This window comes from Streptomyces plumbidurans (assembly GCF_019857225.1).
Taxonomy (GTDB): Bacteria; Actinomycetota; Actinomycetes; order Streptomycetales; family Streptomycetaceae; genus Streptomyces; species Streptomyces plumbidurans.
On the sequence record NZ_JAFJSY010000004.1, the window covers coordinates 168,736 to 191,130 of the forward strand.

The 22,395-nt window shown below is 70.8% G+C and carries 23 protein-coding genes and 1 pseudogene; 13 read left to right on the forward strand and 11 right to left on the reverse strand.

All coding sequences use genetic code 11. The features are described 5' to 3' along the window. The first annotated feature begins 101 nt into the window (after positions 1–101). On the forward strand, positions 102–908 hold the full coding sequence (locus JYK17_RS03745; protein WP_108012360.1) for an SAM-dependent methyltransferase: 807 nt from the start codon (positions 102–104) through the stop codon (positions 906–908). A 7-nt stretch (positions 909–915) separates the two neighbouring features. Here JYK17_RS03745 and JYK17_RS03750 read toward each other — a convergent pair whose 3' ends face one another. Further along, a complete protein-coding gene (locus tag JYK17_RS03750) occupies positions 916–1,641 on the reverse strand; it encodes a sigma-70 family RNA polymerase sigma factor family protein (protein WP_222809748.1) in 726 nt (241 codons plus the stop codon). Positions 1,642–1,796: 155 nt separating this feature from the next. On the opposite strand from JYK17_RS03750, the gene JYK17_RS03755 reads away from it, so the two are divergent. Together JYK17_RS03755 and qcrB are read left to right on the forward strand one after the other, a co-directional pair. Continuing rightward, a complete protein-coding gene (locus tag JYK17_RS03755; RefSeq protein ID WP_108012362.1) occupies positions 1,797–2,087 on the forward strand; it encodes a WhiB family transcriptional regulator in 291 nt (96 codons plus the stop codon). Between the two features lie 44 nt (positions 2,088–2,131). Next, positions 2,132–3,619, forward strand: a complete 1,488-nt coding sequence (gene qcrB / locus JYK17_RS03760) for a cytochrome bc1 complex cytochrome b subunit (protein WP_108012363.1) — start codon at positions 2,132–2,134, stop codon at positions 3,617–3,619. A 66-nt stretch (positions 3,620–3,685) separates the two neighbouring features. Here the strand turns inward: qcrB and JYK17_RS03765 are convergent, their stop codons facing one another. The 4 genes from JYK17_RS03765 to JYK17_RS03780 form a co-directional block, all read right to left on the reverse strand. Further along, entirely contained in the window at positions 3,686–4,432 is a 747-nt protein-coding gene (locus JYK17_RS03765) for an SDR family oxidoreductase (RefSeq protein WP_108012364.1), read from the reverse strand. A 66-nt stretch (positions 4,433–4,498) separates the two neighbouring features. Then, complete coding sequence (locus JYK17_RS03770) at positions 4,499–6,199, reverse strand: L-aspartate oxidase (RefSeq protein WP_164932348.1); 1,701 nt, start codon at positions 6,197–6,199, stop codon at positions 4,499–4,501. Between the two features lie 174 nt (positions 6,200–6,373). Continuing rightward, complete coding sequence (locus tag JYK17_RS03775; RefSeq protein ID WP_108012366.1) at positions 6,374–7,300, reverse strand: RNA polymerase sigma-70 factor; 927 nt, start codon at positions 7,298–7,300, stop codon at positions 6,374–6,376. A gap of 166 nt (positions 7,301–7,466) precedes the next feature. Continuing rightward, complete coding sequence (locus JYK17_RS03780) at positions 7,467–7,940, reverse strand: carboxymuconolactone decarboxylase family protein (protein WP_128801170.1); 474 nt, start codon at positions 7,938–7,940, stop codon at positions 7,467–7,469. A 182-nt stretch (positions 7,941–8,122) separates the two neighbouring features. Here JYK17_RS03780 and JYK17_RS03785 point away from each other — a divergent pair, with 182 nt between their 5' ends. After that, entirely contained in the window at positions 8,123–8,626 is a 504-nt protein-coding gene (locus JYK17_RS03785; protein WP_108012368.1) for a MarR family winged helix-turn-helix transcriptional regulator, read from the forward strand. Here JYK17_RS03785 and JYK17_RS40400 read toward each other — a convergent pair. After that, positions 8,623–9,121, reverse strand: a pseudogene (locus JYK17_RS40400) (FMN-dependent NADH-azoreductase); the annotation flags it as partial. The gene JYK17_RS03785 and the pseudogene JYK17_RS40400 overlap by 4 nt on opposite strands. Positions 9,122–9,212: 91 nt before the next feature. Here JYK17_RS40400 and JYK17_RS03790 point away from each other — a divergent pair. The 4 genes from JYK17_RS03790 to gap all read left to right on the forward strand — a co-directional run bounded on the left by JYK17_RS03790 (position 9,213) and on the right by gap (position 12,940). Further along, a complete protein-coding gene (locus tag JYK17_RS03790; protein ID WP_222809749.1) occupies positions 9,213–9,881 on the forward strand; it encodes a nitroreductase in 669 nt (222 codons plus the stop codon). A gap of 129 nt (positions 9,882–10,010) precedes the next feature. Then, a complete protein-coding gene (locus tag JYK17_RS03795; RefSeq protein WP_108012370.1) occupies positions 10,011–10,739 on the forward strand; it encodes an SDR family oxidoreductase in 729 nt (242 codons plus the stop codon). A 95-nt stretch (positions 10,740–10,834) separates the two neighbouring features. Then, positions 10,835–11,791 carry a GlxA family transcriptional regulator gene (locus tag JYK17_RS03800; protein ID WP_108012371.1) on the forward strand — a complete coding sequence of 319 codons (957 nt, stop codon included), beginning with the start codon at positions 10,835–10,837 and terminating at the stop codon, positions 11,789–11,791. A 144-nt stretch (positions 11,792–11,935) separates the two neighbouring features. After that, positions 11,936–12,940 carry a type I glyceraldehyde-3-phosphate dehydrogenase gene (gene gap / locus JYK17_RS03805; RefSeq protein ID WP_222809750.1) on the forward strand — a complete coding sequence of 335 codons (1,005 nt, stop codon included), beginning with the start codon at positions 11,936–11,938 and terminating at the stop codon, positions 12,938–12,940. 62 nt (positions 12,941–13,002) lie between these two features. On the opposite strand, the gene JYK17_RS03810 is transcribed toward gap, so the two are convergent. Continuing rightward, complete coding sequence (locus JYK17_RS03810; protein ID WP_128801166.1) at positions 13,003–13,824, reverse strand: SAM-dependent methyltransferase; 822 nt, start codon at positions 13,822–13,824, stop codon at positions 13,003–13,005. 158 nt (positions 13,825–13,982) lie between these two features. Continuing rightward, positions 13,983–15,266, reverse strand: coding sequence for an alpha/beta hydrolase family protein (locus tag JYK17_RS03815; protein WP_222809751.1), 1,284 nt, complete (start codon positions 15,264–15,266; stop codon positions 13,983–13,985). 187 nt (positions 15,267–15,453) lie between these two features. Between JYK17_RS03815 and JYK17_RS03820 the strand changes: the two genes are divergently transcribed. Next, a complete protein-coding gene (locus JYK17_RS03820) occupies positions 15,454–16,077 on the forward strand; it encodes a methyltransferase family protein (RefSeq protein WP_222809752.1) in 624 nt (207 codons plus the stop codon). A gap of 38 nt (positions 16,078–16,115) precedes the next feature. On the opposite strand, the gene JYK17_RS03825 is transcribed toward JYK17_RS03820, so the two are convergent. The 3 genes from JYK17_RS03825 to JYK17_RS03835 form a co-directional block, all read right to left on the reverse strand. Beyond that, positions 16,116–17,129, reverse strand: coding sequence for a ferritin-like domain-containing protein (locus tag JYK17_RS03825; protein WP_267974135.1), 1,014 nt, complete (start codon positions 17,127–17,129; stop codon positions 16,116–16,118). Between the two features lie 210 nt (positions 17,130–17,339). Continuing rightward, a complete protein-coding gene (locus JYK17_RS03830) occupies positions 17,340–18,044 on the reverse strand; it encodes an esterase/lipase family protein (RefSeq protein WP_222809753.1) in 705 nt (234 codons plus the stop codon). 222 nt (positions 18,045–18,266) lie between these two features. Next, positions 18,267–18,896 carry a TetR/AcrR family transcriptional regulator gene (locus JYK17_RS03835; protein ID WP_108012378.1) on the reverse strand — a complete coding sequence of 210 codons (630 nt, stop codon included), beginning with the start codon at positions 18,894–18,896 and terminating at the stop codon, positions 18,267–18,269. A 61-nt stretch (positions 18,897–18,957) separates the two neighbouring features. Here JYK17_RS03835 and JYK17_RS03840 point away from each other — a divergent pair, with 61 nt between their 5' ends. From JYK17_RS03840 to JYK17_RS03855, 4 genes are all read left to right on the forward strand, one after another. Continuing rightward, entirely contained in the window at positions 18,958–19,875 is a 918-nt protein-coding gene (locus JYK17_RS03840) for an ABC transporter ATP-binding protein (protein ID WP_108012379.1), read from the forward strand. After that, positions 19,862–20,623 (forward strand): ABC transporter permease, encoded by a 762-nt coding sequence (locus JYK17_RS03845; protein ID WP_222809754.1) that lies wholly within the window; start codon positions 19,862–19,864, stop codon positions 20,621–20,623. Before JYK17_RS03840 ends, JYK17_RS03845 begins: the two co-directional genes overlap by 14 nt. Before the next feature lie 146 nt (positions 20,624–20,769). Then, positions 20,770–21,243, forward strand: a complete 474-nt coding sequence (locus JYK17_RS03850) for a carboxymuconolactone decarboxylase family protein (protein ID WP_108012381.1) — start codon at positions 20,770–20,772, stop codon at positions 21,241–21,243. A gap of 22 nt (positions 21,244–21,265) precedes the next feature. Continuing rightward, entirely contained in the window at positions 21,266–22,189 is a 924-nt protein-coding gene (locus JYK17_RS03855; protein WP_222809755.1) for an RNA polymerase sigma-70 factor, read from the forward strand. The last annotated feature ends 206 nt before the right edge of the window (positions 22,190–22,395 follow it).

The window sequence follows — 22,395 nt, forward strand, 5'->3', positions numbered from 1 at the left end:
CGTGCGGGCCCGCGACCCTCGCCTTGTCAACTCGGGTCCCTCGCGGGGGCGTTGTCGTTAGGTTGAACACACACCCCGTGACGCACGGCAGGAGAAGCTCCATGGCTGACAGCAAGCCGACCGACCAGGACGCGCTGTCCAAGATCGACACCTCGGTGCCGCACTCGGCGCGCATCTGGAACTACTGGATGGGCGGGAAGGACAACTACGAGGTCGACCGGGCCGCGGGGGACGCCTACCGCGAGGTCGCCCCCAACATCGAGACCATGGCCCGTGCCTCCCGCCACTATCTGATCCGCGCCGTCACCCTCGTGGCCGGCGAACTCGGCGTCCGCCAGTTCCTCGACATCGGCACCGGCCTGCCGACGTACGACAACACCCACCAGGTCGCCCAGCGCATCGCACCCGAATCACGCATCGTCTACGTCGACAACGACCCCCTGGTGCTGCGGCACGCCCAGGCACTGCTCACCAGCTCCCCCGAGGGCGTGACCGAGTACATCGACGCCGACCTGCACGAGCCCGAGAAGATCATCGAACGGGCCGCCAAGATCCTGGACTTCGACCGTCCGGTCGCGCTCATGCTGATGGGCATCCTCGGCCACATCCAGGACTACGAGGAGGCCAAGTCCATCGTCGCCCGCCTCCAGGCCGCGCTGCCGTCCGGCAGCTACTTCGTCCACTACGACAGCACCGACACCGACGCCTCGCTCAAGGACGCCCAGCAGGGCTACGACGACACCGGCGCCATCCCGTACGTGCTGCGCAGCCCGGCCCAGCTGGCCGCCTACTACGAGGGCCTCGAACTGCTGGAGCCCGGAATCGTCTCGTGCCCGCTGTGGCGACCCGAGCCGGGCAGCACGCCCGAACCCACGGACATCTATGGCGGAGTCGCCCGCAAGGCCTGAACGCCCGTCACCGGGTGCGGGGGCCGGGGAGCCGGTTCCAGGAACGCAGCTTGTCCGGGTTGAGGACCACCCAGACCTGTGCGACGTGGTGGTCGGCCACGTCCAGGCTGAGCACCGCGGCGACCCGGCGCTCGTAGCGCACGACCAGACCGGTACGGCCGTTGACGGACTGCGCGCTCATGGCGGTGCGCGGCCCGTGGGCCAGCAGGGTCAGCAGGGCGCGGGCCACCGGCCGGCTCCCGTGCACCGGCCGGTCCAGCGCCCTGACCTTGCCGCCCCCGTCGAAGAACGCCACGGCATCCGCACACAGCAGGGCCGTCAGCGCCTCGTCGTCCCCGGACGCGCACGCCCGCACCACCGAGCGCACCACGGCGTCCTGCTCCCGCGTCGACGCGGGCCGCGCCCGCCGCACCCGGACGCCCGCCCGCGCCCGCTCGGCCGGTTCGGCACACTCCGGCTCGCCGCGTCCCACGCCGTCGGCGACCTCTCCGACGTCCTCGCCGGTGTCGGACGGGCGGTTCCAGCAGCTGCGGCTCGCCGCCCCCGCCAGCCAGGACCTCGGCCGTACGATCTCTCGACGCGCGTCGTGCGACAGCCCGTACCAGAGACGGTAGACCTCGTCGACGACCCGCTCCGCCTCCGGGGCGCTGCCCAGCATCCCAAAGGCCACCTCCAGCAGGTAGCGGCGTTCGTCGAGCAGGTCGGCGATCGGCAGCGCCTCGGCCTCGTCCACGGGACGGCCTCCCTCCCGGTGGCATCCATATGACCGGACACACACCGATCGTGTGACACGCGCCTCCCCGCTCCAGTGTCACACCGGCGCCGCCCGTCCGGTCTCACTTGTGAGCGTCCGACACCACTCACGGCGATGCTGGAGGTGCGCTTTCGATGGCTGTTGAACGAGCAGACCCCACCCTGTCCTGGCGTGAACGGGCCGGCTGTCTGGGCCAGGACCCCGATCTCTTCTTCCCCGTCGGCACCATCGGCCCGGCGCTCGTCCAGATCGACGAGGCCAAGGCCGTCTGCGGCCGCTGTCCGGTCGTACGGCAGTGCCTGGACTGGGCCCTGCGCGCCGGACAGGTGGACGGCATCTGGGGCGGCACGACGGAGAGCGAACGCCGAGCGGTGAACCGGCGCCGGGCCCGCCCCGCACAGGACACGGTCACCACGGCGGCCTGACCACAACTCTTTCGAACACATCAGGGAACGGTGGTGCTGGAGCCGTGGACGAGGGCAGCCAGGACAACGACGTACGGGAACGAGGCAGGGGCGAACGGGTCGCCGAGTGGGCGGACGGGCGTCTGGGGCTCTACAGCCTGGTACGGGGAAAGGCGCGCAAAGCCTTTCCGGACCACTGGTCGTTCCTGCTCGGCGAGATCAGCCTCTACAGCTTCGTCGTCGTCATCGTCACGGGGGTCTATCTGACACTGTTCTTCCACCCGTCGATGAACCAGGTGGAATACCACGGCAGTTACGCACCGCTGCGGGGCCGGACGGTGTCGGAGGCGTTCGACTCGACGATGCACATCTCCTTCGACGTCCGCGGCGGACTGCTGATCCGGCAGGCCCACCACTGGGCCGCGCTGGTCTTCGTCGCCGCCATGCTGCTGCACATGATGCGCGTGTTCTTCACGGGCGCCTTCCGCAAGCCGCGCGAACTGAACTGGGTCCTCGGATTCCTGCTGTTGGTGCTCGGAATGTTCGCGGGACTGACAGGCTACGACCTGCCCGACGACCTGCTCTCCGGTACGGGCCTCGCCGTCGTGAACGGCACGATCCTCTCCATCCCGATCGTCGGAACGTATCTCTCGATGTTCCTCTTCGGAGGCGAGTTCCCCGGACACGATCTGGTGGCCCGCTTCAACACGATCCACGTGCTGATCATCCCCGCGCTGATGGTGGGGGTGCTGGTCGCCCATGTCTTCCTGGCCTTCCGCCACCGGCACACGCAGTACCCGGGCCGGGGACGGACGGAGAAGAACGTCGTGGGACTGCCGTTCAGGGTCCGGGCCGTCAAGTCCGCAGGGGTCTTCTTCCTGGTCGCCGGCGTCATCTTCGTCATGGCCGCGATCGCGCAGATCAACCCCGTCTGGCAGTACGGCCCCTACCGCGCCGACCAGGTCTCGGCCGGGTCCCAGCCCGACTGGTACATGGGTGTCGCGGACGGCCTGCTGCGGGTCATGCCCGGCTGGGAGGTCGTCCTGTGGGGCCACACACTGGCGCTCGACAATCTCATCCCCCTGCTCGCGGGTGTCGGGGTCTTCGTCGCCATGGGCGTCTACCCGTTCATCGAGTCCTGGGTGACCGGCGACGACCGCGACCACCATCTGCTCGACCGGCCGCGCAACCGACCGGCACGAACGGCCCTCGGCGTCTCGTGGATCAGCTTCTATCTGGTCGCCCTGCTCGGCGCCGCGAACGACATCATCGCCACACGCTTCCACGTCTCCGTCGAGTCCGTGACCTGGGCCGTCCGCATCGGTCTCGTCGTCGTACCGCCCCTTGCCTACGTCCTCACCAAGCGATGGGCGCTCGGCCTGCAGCGCAAGGACCGCGACGAGCTGCTGCACGGCCGCGAGACCGGCATCATCAAACGCATGCCGAACGGCGAATACGTCGAGATCCACGCCCCGCTCAGCCAGGAACGGCTCAGCCTGCTCACCGGACACGAGCAGTACGAGGCAATCGGTACCGACGAGCAGTCGCACTGACCTCCGCCCCGGAAAGCAGACCCAAAAAATGGCCCCCGCCGACCGGCGGGGGCCATCACGTGGGGCTTACTTCTGCTGCGCCAGCCAGTCGGCGAACCTGGTCTCGGCGAGGTGTGCGTCAGGGCCCGGCAGCAGGGTGTTCTCCTCGAGCTCCGCACCCCAGTACCGCGCCTCGGGGTCCGTGACGACCTTGCGCGGGTCATCGATGGCGTCGAGTCCCATGCGGATGAACTCCTCCAGCTCGAACGCCTCCGGACCCCCGACCTCCACCACACCGCCCACCGGGGCGGCCACGGCGGCCCGGCCGACGGCCGCCGCCACGTCGTCGGAGACCATGGGCTGGATCTTGGCGGCGGGCAGGCGCACGGTGTCGCCCTCGGTGACCCCGTCGGCCAGCCCCTTCGCGAACTCGAAGAACTGGGTGGCGTGGACGATGGTGTACGGCACCCCGGACGCCTTGATCAGGTCTTCCTGGACCTGCTTGGCGCGGAAGTAGCCGCTGCCCTGGAGGCGGTCGGTGCCGACCACGGACAGCGCCACATGGTGCTGCACGCCCGCCTCGGTCTCCGCCTTGAGGACGTTGGCCGTGGAGGTGCGGAAGAACTCCATGACCGCGTCGTCCGCGAACGAGGGGGAGTTGGAGACGTCCACCACGACCGAGGCACCCTCGAGCGCCTCGGCCAGCCCCTCGCCCGTCAGGGTGTCGACGCCGGTGCTGGGCGCGGCCGGAACCGCCTCGTGCCCGTGCTCCGTCAGCTTGCCGACCAGCTTGGAGCCGATGAGCCCCGTACCACCGATCACTACGATCTTCATGACCATTCCTTTCGCGGAAATGCCTGCATCAGGAAGGACCGGACAGCTTCTTCGGCTGTGACAGGGCTATTCGGCGAGTTTTCCCTCGGTCGAGATCTCCTGCATCAGCGCGGCGATCTCCTCCGGAACGTCCGGAATGCTCTCGCGGGTGACACCGCCGGACGGCGACCACACGAGATTCACCCGCAGCGCCGGATCCTGTGCGGGGAAGTCGCTGCGGTTGTGGCAGCCGCGCGTCTCACGGCGCTCCAGGGCCGATTCGAGGGTGGCCCGGGCGGCCAGGGCAGCGGACTTGAGGTCGAAGGCGTGCGCGAGGTCCTGGTAGCCGGCGATGTCCGGGTGCACGCCGACGTCCTCCATCCGCTTCTCGATCGCGGCGAGTTCCGCCAGCCCGGCGCGCAGGCCCTCCTCGTCGCGTACGACGCCCGCGTGCTCGGTCATGGTGTTGCGGATCGCGCGCTGCAGGGCCCGGACGTTCTCCCGCCCGTCGGCGGCGAGCAGGTCGTCGACCTCCGCCCGGGCCTCGGCGATCGCCGACGCCGAACGCGGCTGCGCGGTCAGGGACTCGGAGTAGGCGGCGGCCGCCCGGCCGGTGAGCCGCCCGAACACCAGCAGCTCGATGAGGCTGTTCCCGCCGAGGCGGTTGGCCCCGTGCAGACCGCTGGACGCCTCGCCGATGGCGTACAGACCGCGTACGTCGGTGCCGTGGTCCTCGGGCCGTACCCACACCCCGCCCATCGAGTAGTGCGCGGTGGGGGCGATCTCGATCGGTTCGCGGGTGATGTCGAGCATCTGCAGGTCCAGCAGCGTCTGATAGACGCGGGGCAGCCGCGTCATGATCGTCTGCCGGGGCAGGTGCGAGACGTCCAGCCACACACCGCCGTTGGGGGTGCCGCGGCCTTCCTTGATCTCCGTGTAGGACGCCAGGGCCACGCGGTCACGGGTGGACAGCTCCATGCGCTCGGGGTCGTAGCGCGACATGAACCGTTCCCCGAGCGCGTTGCGCAGGATGCCGCCCTCGCCGCGGGCGGCCTCGCTGACCAGGGTGCCGGCCGCGTTCTCCGGCTCGATGATCCCGGACGGGTGGAACTGCACCAGCTCGGCGTCGCGCAGCCGGGCCCCCGCCTCGACCGCGAGCCGGAAGGAGTCGCCCGTGTTCTCGTCGCGCCGCGAGGAGGTGCGCCGCCAGATGCGCGTGTGGCCGCCCGCCGCGAGGATGACGGCGTCCGCGTGGATCAGATACCGCCTGCCGCTCGTGAGGTCGAAGCCGTAGGCGCCGAAGACCGCGCCGTCGTGCACCAGCAGCCGGGTGATGTAGACGCCGTCCAGCACCGGGATGTCGAGCTGCTGCGCCCGCCGGACGAGGGTGCGCTGGATCTCCAGACCGGTGTAGTCACCGGCGAAGGCGGTCCGCCGGAACTTGTGCGCGCCGAAGAAGCGCTGCGAGATCCGGCCGTCCTCCTCCCTGGCGAAGGCCATGCCGTACCGCTCCAGATCGTCGATGCCACGGGCGGCGCCCTGGGTGACGATCTCGACGGTCCGGGGATCGGCCAGCAGATAGCTCTCCTTGAGCGTGTCCGCGGCGTGCTGCTGCCAGCTGTCCTCGGGGTCCATGGTGGCCAGAGCGGCGTTGATGCCCCCGGCGGCGAGCGCCGTGTGGGCGTCGTCCTTGGGGCGCTTGCCGACCGCGAGGACGTCGACGCCGGCCTCGGCCAGCTCGATCGCCGCGCGCAGCCCGGCTCCTCCGGTGCCGATCACCAGCACCATGGTGGAAAGACGTTGTTCGGTGACAGCCACGGTGTTCTCCGAGTTCTCCGCTGACCGGTGTGGACACTCAGTACGACCGGGCAGGGGAGGTATCTGTGACACCGCCTCGATGGGGCGGAGGCCGTGGGTGGGAGGGGCCCGGCCGTGAACGGCGGCAGCGGCCCGTCCGGCCGTTCAGCCCTCCAGCGAGGCCACGTACGGTGCCAGCTTGGCCGGGTTCATGACCCACAGGAGGCGCTCGATGCCGCGCTCCGACGCCTCGATGGTAAGCAGGGCCACGGCCTTTTCGCCGGACGAGACGAGCACGGCGGGGCTGCCGTTGGCCTCGACCGCGCGGACCTGAGTCCCCGGCCAGAACCGCGGCGCGAACGCGGCCAGGTACCTGGCCACGTGCAGCCGTCCGAGGACCGGGATCCTGGACGCCCCGCGGATGCCTCCGCCGTCGGTGTAGCTGACCACGTCCTCGGTGAGCACGTCCTCGAGCACCGCAAGATCGCCGGTCTGCGCCGCGGCGAGGAACACATCGAGGAGCCGCCGGTGTGCCTCGGGGCTCGCGGGCTCCCGGCGTTCCGCCGACAGATGCCTGCGGGCACGGCTCACCAGCTGACGCGTGTTGGCCTCGCTCGTCTCCAGCATCTCCGCGATCTGCCGGTACGGATAGTCGAAGGCCTCGCGCAGCACGTAGGCGGCGCGTTCCACCGGGTTCAGCTTCTCCAGCAGGAAGAGCACGGCCATGTCGAGCGCCTCGGCCCGCTCCGCGCCCAGCTGCGGATCCCTGCTCGTGTCGACGGGCTCCGGCAGCCAGGGCCCGATGTACGTCTCGTGCCGCTTCCTCGCGGACTGCGCGACGTTGATCGCCAGACGGGAGGTGACCGTGACCAGAAAGGCGACCGGGTCCTCGATCTCCGTGCGATCGGTGCGCTGCCAGCGCAGCCAGGCCTCCTGGACGACGTCCTCGGCCTCCGTGGCACTTCCCAGCATGCGGTAGGCGATACCGAAGAGCCGGGGCCGCGCGGCCATGAACTCCCGCGTCGCCCGATCGAGAGAGACTCGGTCGAGAGAGCCTCGGTCGGGAGAGTCTGCGTCATCCCCGGCGCGCATGTGTCCTCCAGAAGTGGATCACCATGCTACAAGCGGCACGGCGACCGTGCCGTACTCATCTCGAACGACGGTCCGTCCGCACACCGCCGGTGGGGCAGCGGTGTGCGGACGGACCCGTGAATGCCATGCAGGCCGAGCAATGCGGGCAGACCGAGGCAGGCGCCGACTAGCCGAACATGCCGGGCTGGTAGTCCCCGGCGGGCTGCTGGGTGATGACGTTCACGCGGTTGTACGCGTTGATGATGGCGATGAGGGCGACCAGCGCGGCGAGTTGGTCCTCGTCGAAGTGCTTGGCGGCGTTCTCCCAGGCCTCGTCCGTCACGCCACCGGCCGCGTCCGCGGTACGGGTGCCCTGCTCGGCCAGCTCCAGCGCGGCGCGCTCGGCCTCGGTGAACACCTTGGCCTCGCGCCAGACGGCGACCAGGTTCAGGCGCTGCTGGGTCTCGCCCTGGGCGGTGGCGTCCTTGGTGTGCATGTCGGTGCAGAAGCCGCAACCGTTGATCTGGCTCGCACGGATCTTCACCAGCTCCTGCGTCGCATGCGGCAGCGTCGAGTCCGCCACCACCTTGTTCGCGGAGTTGATGTGCCGCAGCACCTTGCCCGCGAGGGGGTGGTTGAAGAAGTCGAGACGGGATTCCACGGTGATCTCCTTGCGTGTCGCGGATACACACTGTTGACCGGGCGGGGCGCCGGCCTGTGACAGCCCCCGGAGTGACCTGCGTCACCGCCACGCGCTCTCGCTCCCGGACGGCACCGAGCGTGAGACGGATTTAGTATCGAGCGATACCGTTTCGGGTGATTGAGTGGCTGTAATCTGACGTCATGAGCGCCGACGTCCCCCCGAGGACCACCACCCCGCGTGCCACGGACCGCCCCGGGGACGCCTCGCCCTTCGCGCTCGGGCTGCTGCTGCGCCGGGCGCACTGGCGCGCGGCCACGTTGATCTCGCAGGCGCTCAAGCCGCTCGGCATCGAGCTGCGCCACTTCGCCGTACTGATCGTGCTGGTCAACGAGGGGCCCACGGTCCAGCGGGACCTGGCGGCGGCGACGGGGACCGACAAGGCGGGGATCATGCGGGTCGTGGACGACCTGGAGCGCAAGGGACTGGCCGTACGCAAGTCCGTTCCGGGGGACCGGCGCGTGCGGGCGGTCGAGATCACGCAAGCGGGACTCGAACTCGTCGACGTGGCCCACGTGGCGGCGGAGCCGCTGGCCGCACGCCTGCGTGCCGAACTGGGGCCCGGCGAGCCCGAGAAGCTCACGGAACTGCTGACCCGGCTCGCGCATCCGGCGGACGTGGAGGGCTCCGGAGCGGCGGAAGCCTAGGGGTGCCGGGCGCCGGCGGTGACAAGCTCCGCCAACTCCTTGGCCCTGGTGACCGCTTCCGCGAAGGCGCGTTCGCGTGAGGCCTCGTAGAGGGGTATCAGCGCGGACAAAAGCGGGGTTGCGGGTGGCCATGGTGAGTTCCGGGACGATGAACTCCACGTCCAGGCCCAGGGTGTTGCCGAGGACGGCCGTCAGATAGTTCTGCACGAACTCGTAGCCCTCGCGCGGGGTTCCCGGCGCATAGGAGCCGCCGCGGCTCGCGACGACGACCGTCGGTGTGCCCTGGGCGGAAGGGGTCTCGCCCGCGGTGCGGCCCTCGATGAGCCGCACCTGCGCGGCGAACGCGGCGGACTGCTCCGGGGTGCGCTCGGACGGGTCGGTCCAGCCGGCGGACCAGGCGTCGGCGGTGATGTGCGAAACGGGGTCGGCGGCCAGGTCGCGGTGGATCACCGTGCCGTGCGGGTGCTGCTCCTCCCAGGTCCGGCGGATCGCGCTGAGCGGTAGTCACTCGCGAGAAGGTATTGAGTGATACCATCTCGACTGTAACCGACTTCGAGCGCGCGAACCCAGGAGGAGGCAGGCGATCATGGACGTCTACGAGGCGGTCACGAGCCGGCGGGCGGTGCGCGCATTCACCGACCGGCCCGTGCCGAAGCAGACGCTGGAGCGCGTGCTGTCCGCCGCTGCCTGGGCGCCGTCCGGATCCAACATCCAGCCCTGGCGGGCCTATGTGCTCACCGGCGCCCCGCTCGCCGAGGTCAAGAAGCGGGCCGGCGAGCGCCTTGCCGCGGGCGACGCCTGGGACGAGCCGGAGTACGAGCAGTACCCGACCGCGCTGGAATCGCCGTACCGCGAACGCCGGTCCGCCTTCGGACGGCAGCGCTACGGCGCACTCGGCATCGCACGCGAGGACCTGGAGGCGCGCCAGCGGGCCGCCTCCGCCAACTGGGACTGCTTCGGCGCGCCCGCCGCCCTGTTCTGCTACATCGACCGCGGCATGTGCTCGCCCCAATGGGCCGACATCGGAATGTTTCTGCAGTCCGTGATGGTGCTGCTGCGCGCCGAGGGACTGCACAGCTGCCCCCAGATGGCCTGGGCGAAGTTCCACCGCAGCGTCGCCGAGGTCGTCTCACCTCCGAAGGAGCCGATGCTCTTCTGCGGCATGTCCATCGGCCACGAGGACGGGGCGGCGGGCCGGCCGCGTACGGAACGGGCGCCGCTGGAAGAGACGGTCACCTTCGTCGACGGCCTCTGACGCCGGACTCCCTCACCGCCCCGCGGAGCCGGTCGGCATGGCCGTTTCTCGCCGCGCCCACATCGCCCCCCATGTGCCATATTGCGCACATGGTCCCGAAGATGCATACGACAAGAAGAAAGGCATGACATGAAGTTCGCAGTCATCGGCGGTACCGGCCTGATCGGTTCGCAGGTCGTCAAGGACCTCAATGCCGCAGGACACGAGGCGGTGCCGCACTCAAAGTCCACGGGCGTCGACGTCATCACCGGCCAGGGCCTGGACGAGGCAGTGGCGGGAGCCGACGTCGTCGTGAACCTGACGAACTCCCCGACCTTCGACGAGGCCTCCCCGGCCTTCTTCCAGACCTCGATGGACAACCTGATCGCCGCGGCCCGCAAGGGCGGCGTCGGCCACTTCGTCATCCTCTCCATCGTCGGCGTGGATCAGGTCCCGGAACTGGACTACTACCGGGCCAAGTTGCTCCAGGAAGAGATCCTCGGCGCCGGACAGATCCCGTACTCCATCGTCCGGGCCACCCAGTTCATGGAGTTCATGGACGCCGCCATGTCCTGGACCGCCGACGGCGACACCGTCCGGCTGCCCGCCACGCCGATCCAGCCGATCGCCGCCAAGGACGTCGCCGCCGCGGTGGCCGAGGTCGCCGCGGGCACCCCGCTGAACGGCATCCGCAACATCGGCGGACCCGACGTCTTCACCCTGGACGAGCTGGGCCGGATCACCCTCTCCCACAAGGGAGACAAGCGGACGGTCGTCACCGATCCCACGGCCGGCATGTTCGCCGCCGTCAAGGGAGATGTCCTCACCGACAAGGACGCACACCTCGCGCCCACCCATTACACCGACTGGCTGTCCTGAGGCCGGTGCCCCTGAGGCCGGTGCCCTGAGGTCGGCCGTCCCGACCGGGCACCGCACAACCGGGTCGGCCCCCTACCTCCCCGTAACCTGTTCCCGTGCCCACCTCCCGTCTGCAGCGCGTCGCCGTTCTCGTGCTCGAGGGCGCCAAGCCGCTCGACGTCGGGATCCCCGCGCAGGTGTTCGCGACGCGCAGGAGCATGCCGTACGAGGTGCGGGTGTGCGGGGCGGCGCCCGGTCTGGTGACCGGTGGTGACGGGCTGGCCTATCACGTCGCCGACGGCGTCGACGCGCTCACGTGGGCGGACATCGTGTTCGTGCCCGGCTACCGGTTCCCCGACCGGGAGGACCCGCCGCAGGCCGTCGTCGACGCGCTGATCGCCGCCCACGACCGGGGCGCACGGCTCGCCGCCATCTCCACGGGCGCGTTCGCGCTCGCCGCCACGGGCCTGCTCGACGGCAGGCGGGCCACGACGCACTGGCACTACACGCGCGAGCTCGCCCGCAAGCACCCGCTCGTCCAGGTCGACGAAAACGTCCTGTTCGTCGACGCGGGCAGTGTGCTGACGTCGGCCGGCGCCGCCTCGGGCATCGACCTGTGCCTGCACATCCTGCGCTCCGACCTCGGGGTGGCCGCCTCCAACCACGCGGCCCGGCGCCTGGTCGCGGCCCCCTACCGCAGCGGCGGCCAGGCGCAGTACGTGCCGCGCAGCGTGCCCGAGCCGCTCGGGGAGCGGTTCGCCGCCACGCGGGAGTGGGCCCTGCATCGGCTCGACGAGCCCCTCAGCCTCGAAGTCCTCGCCGAGCACGCGGCCGTCTCGGCGCGCACCTTCTCCCGGCGCTTCGTCGAGGACACCGGCTACACGCCGATGCAGTGGGTCATGCGCGCCCGCATCGACAGGGCCCGCGAGCTGCTGGAACGCTCCGAGCGCAGCGTCGAGCAGATCGCGGGCGACGTCGGCCTCGGCACCGGCGCCAATCTGCGCATGCACTTCCAGCGCATCCTGGGCACGACGCCGAGCGAGTACCGGCGCACCTTCACCCGCGGCGAATAGGGCGCCCCGCGACCCGCCGTCCCGGCCCGCCCAGGCCTTTGGCGCGATCCTTTCGAACCATGGCGCTCACGCCACGGCCACCGACGGCCCGCGCACGCGAACCTGGAGACGTACCGCACGGACAGGGAAACCAAGGGGCACCTCATGACTCGCATCGCCATCAACGGATTCGGCCGCATCGGACGCAACGTGCTGCGCGCCCTGCTGGAGCGCGACAGCGACCTCGAGATCGTCGCCGTCAACGACCTCACCGAGCCCACCGCCCTCGCCCGGCTTCTCGCCTACGACTCCACGGCCGGCCGCCTCGGCCGCCCGGTGACCGTCGACGGGGACACCCTCGTCGTCGACGGCCGGCGCATCAAGGTGCTCGCCGAGCGCGACCCGGCGCAGCTGCCCTGGGCCGAACTCAGCGTCGACGTCGCGCTGGAGTCCACCGGCCGCTTCACCTCGGCCAAGGCCGCCCGCGCCCACCTCGACGCGGGCGCCAAGAAGGTCCTCGTCAGCGCACCCTCGGACGGCGCCGACATCACCCTCGCGTACGGGGTCAACAGCGACCTCTACGACCCCGCGCTGCACACGATCGTCTCGAACGCCTCCTGCACGACCAACGCCCTCGCCCCGCTCGCCGCCGTCCTCGACGAACTCGCGGGCATCGAGCACGGGTTCATGACCACGGTGCACGCCTACACGCAGGAGCAGAACCTGCAGGACGGCCCGCACCGCGACCCCCGCCGCGCCCGCGCCGCCGGCGTCAACATCGTGCCGACCACCACGGGTGCCGCCAAGGCGATCGGCCTGGTCCTGCCCGGCCTCGACGGCAAGCTCTCGGGCGACTCGATCCGCGTACCGGTCCCGGTCGGCTCGATCGTCGAGCTCAACACCACCGTCGCCCGCGACGTGACCCGGGACGAGGTGCTCGCGGCCTACCGCGCCGCGGCGGACGGCCCGCTCGCCGGTGTCCTCGAGTACTCCGAGGACCCGCTGGTGTCCTCCGACATCACCGGCAACCCGGCCTCGTCCATCTTCGACTCGGCCCTCACCCGCGTCGACGGCCGCCACATCAAGGTGGTCGCCTGGTACGACAACGAGTGGGGCTTCTCCAACCGCGTGATCGACACGCTCGAACTGCTCGCCGGCACACGGTCGTAGCACTGCCCGCGCCGACGCTGCCGCCCCGCACGGGTCTCAAGTGCGGGGCGGCAGCGTCGGCATCAGGGCTTGCGGCCCACCCCGCAGAACTGCGTCACGTCCGCGATCTCGCCGATGTCCGGCCGGTCCGCGCGCCAGCGCGAGCACGACACCACGCCCGGGTCGAGCAGCTCCAAGTCCCGGAAGAAGCGCAGCAGTTGCTCGCGGCTGCGCAGCTTCATGGGGCTCGAGCCCTGCTCGTTCCAGCTGGCCACCGCCGCCGTCATGGCCTCGGTGTGCACCTCGGCGGTGGGGTGGGCGAGGGCGAGGTGGCTGCCCGAGGGCAGGGCGGCGACGAGCCGGTCGACGATCTCGTACGCCTCCTCGTCGTCGTTCACGAACTGCATGATGCCGAGCAGCATCAGCGCCACCGGCTTGTCGAAGTCCAGTGTCCGGCCCGCGCGTTCGAGGATCGGGCCGGGTTCGTGCACGTCCCCGTCGATGTAGTCCGTGACGCCCTCGGGGCTGCTGGTGAGCAGGGCCTGGGCATGGACGAGGACCAGGGGGTCGTTGTCCACGTAGACGATCCGTGCCTCGGGGGCCAGCCGCTGGGCGACCTCGTGCGTGTTGTCCGCGGTGGGCAGGCCGGTGCCCAGGTCGAGGAACTGGCGCATGCCCGCCTCGCCGACCAGATGGTGCACCGCCCGCCCCAGGAAGGCCCGGTCGGCGCGGGCGGCGTCGACGATCTCCGGGAAGTGGTGCAGGATCTGTTCGCCCAGGTCGCGATCGGGCGCGTAGTTGTCCTTGCCGCCCAGGAAGTAGTTCCACACCCGTGCCGAGTGCGGGGTGGTCAGATCCAGCCGCGCCAGCACGGCCTCACGATCGTCGGCCGGTTCTTCGGGCATGACACGCTCCTCGTCCTCGACCGGCTGCCCCCTCGACCGCCGGCCTCCCGCGCTCGGTCCCTCACGCTTGTGACAAGCCACAACGTAGCGGGCGGTGCGGGTTGAGGCCACCAATTCCCCGATCTTGAGGGGCACTTGCGCGGTCCTGAGCCCGCCGCTCAGAAGAAGCGCGCCTCCGGGTAGCGGCTCGAAGGGCCGTCCAGCAGGCCGTGGTCGTCGCGGTCGCGCAGCCAGCGGTCGAAGAAGGCGGCTACGTAGGCCCGTTGGGCCTTGATCGCGTGCCGTGGCGCGATCGTGCCGACGTTCTCGACGACGGTCCTGCGGGGCAGGCCGAGTCGGCGGGCGATCTGCGGGACGAGGGCCACGGCGTCGGTGTACGTCGCGTGTTCCGCGCCGCGCAGGTTCAGGCCCCGGTGCCAGCCGTGGCTGTGCCGCCACACGGCGTCCCAGGACGGCACCGTGCTCAGGTCGTTGCCGTCCATCCCGATGAGCAGGAAGGGGCGGTCGACGCCGTCGGCGGCAACGGTCGAGAGGTTGCCGGGGGTGCTGTCCTCCTGGACGTCCGCGAGGACTCCGTCCAGGTCGGCCGCGGCCGCGATGCGCGGGTCGTCGTGCATGGCCTGCAGGGCGGTGTAACCGCCCCCGGACTGGCCGAACATGCCGATGCGGCCGAAGTCGGTCGTGCCGCGCAGGGCCCGGGGGAGCGCATGGGGCAGTTCGTCGAGGACGAAGCGGGTGTCGGCCACCCGTACGGCGATCGTCTTGTGCAGCAGGGCCCTGATGCGCTCGGGGTCCGGGAACGCCTTGTCGTACTCCGCGGGCAGCACCGACCTCTCGACGCGGCCGCCGGGGAACTCGACGGCCGAGGCGTCATAGGTGTGGTCGACGGTCACCACGACGTGGCCCCGCGAGGCGAGGTCGTCGCAGAGGGTGGTGCCCAGCGAACGAGGGTCGCCCGCCCCCGGTGAGTAGAGGACGACCGGGAGCGGTCCGCAGCCGCGTTCGACCGGTGCGCCCTCATGGGCGTGGGTGAGGGTGGCCGCCCAGTCGACCTTGTCGGCCGGCACATCGGTGAAGCTGTTCAGCGCGGCGAACCCGGCCGCCTCACCGGGAAGCATCTGCGGCGCCCGCCGGTACCCGTCGACCGACCGCGCCGGGTAACGGATTCCGATCATGAGCTCCCGGTACGGCTGCGACGTGATCCAGGGATCGGGGCGGGAGGAGTCGACGAGATGCAGCGAAACCGTCCCCACCGGGTACGGGCCGCTCAGCCCGGGCAACTTCAGCCGCAGCCCATCGCCCTTGCGTGACGTGGCGGACGCGGGCACGGGTGCGGATGCGTGCGTGGCGGATGCCGGCGTGGCGGATGCGGCGCGTGCCGGGAAAGCGGACAGGGCGAGAGCGGCGGCGGCCGACTTCATGACGGCGCGACGGGTCGGCATGTCTGGTCCCCTAGGGTCTGCGGGAGTGGGTTTCAGCGATCACCCACAGGGTCTCGACCAGCCGAGATCGTCACCATCCGGCGGGCCCGCCGACACGGCTGGGGGTTTTCCTCCATCCACGGGTGGAGACTCTCCATCGGCCCGTGGGTGGTGGTGATCCACTGTCTCTACGGAGCACGCTTGGCGCATGAGTTCTCTGCACTCTGCACTCGTCGTTCTCACCGGCGTCTGCTTCGCGCTCTTCGTCGTGGCCTGGGTCGCGGGCGCCGTCTACTTCGGCGTGAAGAGCGAGGCGGGCCCGCTCGGTTGGCTGCGCGGACTGCGCCGCACCACGCTCCGCCGTGTCCTGCTGATGGCAGGCGTCTACGTCGTCTTCAGGCTGGTCGGACAGTCCCAGGGCTTCTGGCACGATCTGCAGTTCTGGCAGCCGGAGATAGCGCTCATCGGCGCACTGCTCGTCGTCGCCTCCACCGCACTGCTGCTGTGGGCCCGTTGGGTCCTGGGCACGATGTGGGCCGACGTCCCGACGGTCCAGGAGCACCACGAACTGCGCACGGACGGTCCCTACGCGCGGGTCCGCCACCCCATCTACACCGGCCTGCTCGGCCTGGTCGCCGGCGCCATGCTCGCCTGCGGATTCGGCATATGGACAGCGGTCCTGCTGGTCGCCGTCCCATGGCTGCTGCGCCGGGTCCAGGTCGAGGACCGGCTGATGGCAGGCCGGTTCGGTGCCTCCTACGACACCTACCGCGCCCGCGTCCCGGCACTGCTCCCGAGGCTGAGATCGCACGGAGCGGCCCCGGGAGTCTGACGGCGCGGCTGGAGGGATCAGAAGGGCGGCTGGAGGGATCAGAAGGGACGGAACTGCGGGCCGTAGTTGCCCGGCGCGTCGGGGATCGAGCGTTCCATCAGCTCCACGGCAGGGTGTTCCAGCCCGCGCATCGCGTGGATGGCCGCGTTCAGGGTGCGACGGCCGCCGCCGGACCAGGCCCTCTCCAGGTTCTGCAGCACGGAGTGATACGTGGCGTCGAAACCGTCCAGGAGCCGCCGTACGTCTGCGCCGGCGTGCGACCAGCCACCGGCCGGAACGGGCGCCATGGGCCGCACGTCGGGGAAGCGCACCGGCGCGCCGGAGAACTCCCAGCCGCTGTCGGTCTCGCGCAGCCGCCGGCCGTGGTAGATCTCGCCGAAGGCGTAGTAGTGCGCGGGGTAGTCGTCGTCGAAGGCCGTGGCCGGGGAGGTGGCGGTGCCCTCGCCCTGCTCCTTGATGATCTCGATGGCGCGCATGACGTCGTCCGGGCTCCGCACCGGCTCCAGCACGTCGGAACCGATCCGCGCGGACAATTGTCCCCGCACCTGCAACTCCGGCGCCACGCTGCGGAAGGTCCGCAGGATGTCGCCGTAGAAGGCGCCGACGCTGGGCGAGGGTTCCGCGCTGCGCGCGAGCGGCTCGTCGGGGGCCTCGATGGCCATCATGACCTCGTGCACGAAGGACCTGGTCAGGCCCGACAGATACACGGTCAGGCCGGGGCGTACACCACCGGGCAGCGGGCCGGGATAGGCGGACGCCGCGCTCTTGATCTGCGGCCGCCCGCCCACGGCCACCAGCAGATTGCAGACCGTGCCCAGGTGGTACATCTCGTCGCCGACGATGCGCCGGATCAGCCGCGCGGCCTCGCTGCCGCGGTCCTTGATGGACCACCAGCCGCACAAGTAGGGCGGGATGGTGGCGAGTTCGAGGGCCACGGCGACCTGGAGGGACTCCCTGAGCCAGCCGAGCCCGCGGCCGTCGTGGGGAACGGCCAGCAGGTGTGCCACGGAACGGTGGCCGGGTGCGGCGGGCGCGGCGGGCGCCTCACTCACGGGTCGTGCCGCCGCCTGTGCAGCACCGGCGGCCACGACCGGAGCGCCGGCCGCCACGGCAGCCGACGCCAGAAAACTCCTGCGCTTGAACGGGGCAACTGCCGGGCTGTCCGAATCTTCCGTCGTACCAGTCAATTTCGCCTCAGCTCATAGCAATGGCCCCGCCTCTGCTCGATCGAGATGAACGGGACCCTCCGACAGCTCTGGAAGCTAGCAGCCGGCACCGCGGTTCCCCGGGCGTACGGGTCCGGGGGGACGCGTCCACCACCCTGTCAGTCCAACGGGCCGACGCCCCGGCCCGGACCGGGCTCCCTCGGGGGCGCCGGTGCAAGTCCTCGGGAGGCGGTCGGGGTTACGCCGGGTACGGCTCACGATGGTGGTGTAGTCGACGCCGCGCTCGGTGTCGCCCTTGGCATGGGAGCCGTTGGAGCACCGGGGAGCCGGTCGTCCGGTCCCTGGCCGCCGGGCTGTCCAGGCCGAGCGCTTGCCGGCCCATCCCACCACGTCCAGCACCGGGTCGAGCAGGTTCGCCGGGCCGGAGGCGTCGGTGCCGTGGTTGCTGGCGTTGATGCCCACCAGTCGGTGCACCTTCGCCGCGCCGCCGTCGAAGCGCAGATACCACTCGGACGTCACCCCGCCGCCCTGGGAGTGACCCACAAGGTCGACCTTCGAGGCACCCGTGGCGGCCAGCATCCGGTCGACGTAGGAGGCCAGTTGCCGGGCCGAATCGGGGACGTGGTCGGCGCACACGGTGGGCGGGGCCCCGGCGGCGATCTGCCGCGGTTCGGGAGCCGCGGCGGGGGCTGCGATAGCGACAGGAGCGACAGGAGCAGCGGAAGCGAGGGGGGCGGCAACGGTCAGGCAGCCCGCCGCGGCCAGGGCGGTTCCTGCGCACTTGAGGATTGTGCGCACCACGATGCGCACCCCCTGGTGACGGGGCGTCGGTGGGGCTCAGGGCGGCCCCAGCCTCGACACCTCGCGGCACCGCGCTCGCGCACGCCGAGCGACGTACGCCCGTTCGGCGCACGCGCGATCAGCAGCGCGGGGGGATCCCCGTGCGAGGCGCTCGTGCGGCTGAACCCGCCTTGTCCGTAACGGCAGTTGACGTGACGTCAGGAAGCTATGTCGGCCCGATCGTCAGGGCCGCGCGGCCGCCGCCCTGATCAGCCGTCGGATGTCCTCCAGGTCCGCCTCGAACTCGGCCGTCAGGTCGACGGGCAGGTCGAGCCAGGGGGCGAGTCGGCGGTGGCCGGGGAGTTCGTCGTCCGGGAGTTGGCCCCGGCGGCTGCGCGGGTCGAGGGTGCCGGGGGTGAAGCGGCCGGAGGCCTCGGAGGCGGCGAAGCCGATGACGAAGGTGCTGATCAGGCGCTCCAGCCGCGGCACTTGGGACTCCGGGACCCCGGCATCGATGAGGGCGGTGTAGACGATGTCCACCGCGCGCACGGCGTCCGGCGTGACGGCCGGCCGTGAGAAGAGCAGGTGTGCGGCCCACGGGTGACGCCGGGTCACCTCGCGGCAGGCATGACCGAGAGCGCCGAGCCGCTCCTCCCAGGTCTGGTCCGCGGGCGTCCGTGCAGGCAGCAGTGCGGTCAGCAGGCGGCCGATCATGCCGTCCAGCAGGGCCGACTTGTCCTTGACGTGGCGGTACAGCGCCATCGGCGTAACGCCGACCCGATCGGCCAGCGCGCGCATCGACACCGCTTCGAGGCCGTTCTCGTCGGCGATGTCCAGCGCCGCGTCCAGAATCTCTTCCCGCCTGCCGCTCATGGGTCTACAGTGTAGACGTATACGATGTAGACGTGTACGGCGTAGACCAACAGGGGGCGGGATGCTCATCGCTCAAGGACTGGTGAAGTGCTACGGCCGACGGCGCGCCCTCGACGGCTTCGACCTCACGGTCGCGCCCGGCGAGATCGTCGGCCTGATCGGTCACAACGGCGCGGGCAAGACCACGTTCGTCGAGATTGTCACCGGTCTCGTGCGACCGGACGAGGGCCGGATCCGAATCGGCCCGTACGACGCCCTGCGCACGGGACGGGCCGCCCGACGGCTTCTGGGCGTGGCTCCCCAGGAGCCGGCGCTGTACGGCAGCGTCACCGCGCGCGAAAACCTCCGGCTGCTCGCGGGACTGGCCGGGCTGCGCGGGCGGCGACGTGACGCGGAGATCGAACGCGTCCTGGACGAACTACGGCTCACCGACGTCGCGGACCGTCACGTGGGCGTCCTGTCCGGGGGACAACGGCGGCGCGTCCAGGCGGCCACCGCGATGGTCGGGTCACCGCCCCTTCTGCTGCTGGACGAGCCGACCGCCGGAGCCGACCCGGAGACCCGCGCCGCCCTGCTGGCCACCGTCAGGGCCCGCGCCGAAGCCGGGGCCGCCGTCGTTTACACGACGCACTATCTGCCCGAACTCGTCGACCTCGACGCCACGTTGGCGATCGCCCGCGCCGGGCGCGTCATCGCGCGCGGCACGCAGGAAGAACTCACCCGCGGTCTGCCGGGCGAGCTGCACATCACCTTCGACGACCCGGCCGAACCCGAACTGCGCATGCCGACCACGGCCCCCGGCGCGGATCTGGCCGCGCTGCTCACCTCCGGCCGTACGCCCGTCTCCGTCGACGTCCGCCGCCCCGGCCTCGACGACCTCTACCGCTCCCTGGAGACCGACTTCCACCGTTCCCCGGAGACCGACCTCCACGGCTCCCCGGAGACCGTCATGAGGGAGTCCGGTCATGCCGCTGCGTGAGTCCACCACCCGGCTGAGCGCCCTCGTGCGCCACAACGCGCTGCTGATGCTGCGCGAGCCCGGCCCGCTGCTGAGCCGGATGGTCCTGCCGCTCGCCTTCATGACCCTGCTGCGCCCGCTCTATCTGGCCGCACAGGGCCGGACGGCCGGTACGCAGCAGGCCGTCGTGGGCACGCTGGTCACCTTCTCCCTGCTGGCCCTGAGCATCGCCGGCAGCGCGATCCTCGCCGAACGGCTCGGCCGTACCTGGGACCGGCTGCGCGGTACGGCGCTGCATCCGGTGGAACTGCTCGTCGGCAAGGCCGTGCCCGTCCTGGTGGCCCTGCTGGCGCAGCAGTTGCTGATCATCGGCTTCGGCGCATGTGTCTTCGGGCTGAGCGTTCCGCACCCCTTCCTGCTGCTGGGCGTGCTGCTCAGCTGGAGCGGAACCCTGCTCGGCCTCGGCGCGCTGATCGGGGTAGTGGTCCGCAGCATGGGCGAGCTCTCGGCGGCGTACGACATCGGCGGGATGCTGCTCAGCAGCGTCGGCGGTGCGCTCGTACCGCTGAGCGTGCTGCCCGTGTGGGTGGCGGACGTGGCACCGGCATCTCCCGGCTACTGGGCGACCCGGGGGCTGCGTGCCGCCCTCGACGGGGACACGCACACCGCCGCGGTGGCCTGCGGCACGCTCCTCGGTACGGCAGTCGTCTGCGGCGCGCTCGCCTCGGTGCGGCTGAGGGGGCGTAGCAGCAGACTGGTGGCGCTGTGAGGCGGTCGTGCTCGCCAGGGCCTCTCCGGGGCCTCTCCGGGGCCTCTCCAGGGACGGGAGACGCAGGTCACATGTGGGCATGTCACTGGGGATCGGGCCATCCCGTCCCAGGTGTGTAGCCAGTGACGACCACACGGGAGCACAGCATGGAAGCGCGAGTGAACTATCTGACGAGCCCCTCCGCCGGTAAGGCGGTCAAGTACCTCATGCCGGCGGGCCGGGCGCTCAAGGAGACGCCGCTGGCCGCCGCGACCCAGGAGCTGGTGGCGCTGCGGGTCAGCCAGATCAACGGGTGCGCTCCCTGCATCGACATGCACACCAAGGAGGCCGTCGCGGCCGGTGAGACGACGGTGCGGCTCAACCTGGTGGCGGCCTGGCGGGAGGCCACGGTGTTCACCGAGGCCGAGCGCGCCGCGCTGGCGCTGGCGGAGGAGGGCACCCGGGTGGCGGACGGCGCCGGCGGGGTCGGCGACGAGGTGTGGGCGTACGCGTCGAAGCACTACGACGAGGAGCAGCTGACCGCCCTGGTGGTCCTGGTCTCCTTCATGAACATGGTGAACCGGCTCAACATCATCAGCCGGCAGCCGGGTGGTGACTACGAGGCCGGGCAGTTCCACTGATCCCAGGGGAAGCGAAGTGCGCGTGAGCAAGGTCGAGGAGTTCGAGGAGCTGCGACCGCTGCTGTTCTCGTTCGCCTACCGGATTCTGGGCAGCGTCTCGGAGGCCGAGGACGCTGTGCAGGAGACGTGGTTGCGCTACGACGGCACGACGACCCGGCCCACGTCCCTCAAGGCGTATCTCTCGACCACGGTGACGCGGATCGCGCTGGACGTGCTGCGTTCGGCGCGGGTACGGCGGGAGCAGTACGTCGGCCCGTGGTTCCCGGAGCCGTTGCTGAGCGATCCCTACGAGGACCCGGCACGGGCGATGGAGCTGGCGGACTCGGTGTCGATGGCGGCACTGGTGCTGCTGGAGCGGCTCAGTCCGCTGGAGCGGGCCGTGTTCGTGCTGCGGGAGGTGTTCGGTTTCGAGTTCGACGAGGTCGCCGCCGCGGTGGGGCGGTCGGAGGCGGCGTGCCGGCAACTGGTGGTGCGGGCACGGCGGCACATGCGGGACGGCCGGCCCCGCTTCGAGGCGCTCCGCGAAGAGCGGGAGGAACTGGCCTCGCGGTTCTTCGACGCCCTGCGCGAAGGTGATGTCGCCTCTTTGCGGGACCTGCTCGCGGCCGATGTGTCGATGGCGGGCGACAGCGGTGGCAAGGCCCCGCAGCTGGCCAGGGCTGTCGTCGGCGCCGACAACGTGGCCCGGCTGCTCGCCTCCGTCTTCCCCTGGATGGCCCGGATCGACGTGACCTTCGAACTCCACGAGATCAACGGCCAGCCCGGCGCGATCTTCCGCGAACGGGAGGGCGGGGTCCTCGCTGTCATGGTGCTCGATGTGCTCGCCGGGCAGATCCGGGCGATCCGCTCGGTGATCAATCCCGACAAGCTCAGCCACGTCGGCCCGGTCGCCGACGCCTGGGCGGTGGATCGTGAGTTTAGGGGGGTTCGTCGGCGGTCGAGCTGAGGGGGGTTTGTCGGCGGCCGAGTTGAGCCAGGTCTGTCGGCGGCCGAGTTGAGCCTGATCCGTCGGCGGTCGAGTTGAGGTTGATCCGCTGGCGGCGGAGCTGAGCCGGATCTGTCGGAGGCCCAGTTGAGCCGGATCCGTCGGCGGCCGAGTTGAGCCTGATCCGTCGGCGGTCGAGTTGAGGTTGATCCGTCGGCGGCGGAGCT